The organism is Hominisplanchenecus faecis, from assembly GCF_020687205.1.
GTDB lineage: Bacteria > Bacillota > Clostridia > Lachnospirales > Lachnospiraceae > Hominisplanchenecus > Hominisplanchenecus faecis.
The window spans coordinates 1-1,008 of sequence record NZ_JAJEQE010000104.1 but is presented as its reverse complement, the minus strand read 5'-3'; the positions used below and the strand labels follow the sequence as shown (position 1 = coordinate 1,008).

Here is a 1,008-nt window from a genome sequence, read left to right as displayed (position 1 = left end):
GAGGTAAAGAACAGCTGAATAAAACTTATAAAAGTATATAAACAACTGTTGAATTTTGCAGGTTATTAGTATAGAATAATATTGAAAGGAAGTGATGCTTTGAGTAAATATTATTCTATACATGAATTTTCAAAAATTATAGGTGTATCTGCACAAACGTTGCGAAATTGGGATTCTAACGGAAAACTTCATCCGCATCATACTACAATAAGTGGATATAGATATTATTCTGATGAACAGCTCAGCCAAGTAATGAATGTAAAGCCTAAAAATCGCATTACAATTGGATATTGTCGTGTTTCAAGTCATAAGCAAAAGGATGATTTAGAACGACAGATTGATAATGTGAAAACATATCTTATGGCAAAAGGACAACCGTTTGAGATAATAAGTGATATTGGTTCTGGCATTAACTACAAGAAAAAAGGACTTCGGGAACTAATCAAACGCATTTCGCAAAATCAAGTTGAAAAGGTTGTTGTTTTGTATAAAGACAGGCTTTTAGGTTTGGGTTTTGAGTTGGTAGAATATATAGCTTCGCTATATAACTGTGAAATTGAGATTATTGACAATACGGAAAAATCTGAGCAACAAGAACTCGTTGAAGATTTAGTACAAATAATCACAGTATTCAGTTGTAAGCTACAAGGAAAACGAGCGAATAAAGCTAAGAAACTTGTTCAAGAATTGATACAGGAGGAAGAAAATGATGGTAAAAGCCGTAAGGGTAATGTTAGAACCTAATAATGTACAACAAACTAAAATGTTTCAATATGCAGGTGCGGCAAGATTTGCTTATAACTGGGCTTTAGCCAAGGAAAAGGATAGCTATGAAAAAGGTGGCAAGTTCATTTCGGATTCAGAGCTTAGAAAAGAATTTACAAGGCTTAGGAATTCTGCTGAATACGCGTGGCTACAAAATGTTTCCAATAATGTAACCAAACAGGCAATTAAAGATGCTTGCATAGCCTACAAAAACTTTTTCAAAAGTTTGCAAAAACATCCGAG

2 protein-coding genes are annotated in these 1,008 nt (G+C 33.4%); both read left to right on the top strand.

Annotated features, from left to right (window positions below; genetic code table 11):
- Positions 1–99 precede the first annotated feature (99 nt).
- Positions 100–744: an IS607 family transposase gene (locus LKD42_RS15070; protein ID WP_147631140.1), complete on the top strand. Its 645-nt coding sequence runs from the start codon at positions 100–102 to the stop codon at positions 742–744.
- On the top strand, positions 707–1,008 hold a 302-nt coding region (locus tag LKD42_RS15065; protein WP_331464932.1), incomplete at its 3' end, for a transposase. The genes LKD42_RS15070 and LKD42_RS15065, both read left to right, overlap by 38 nt.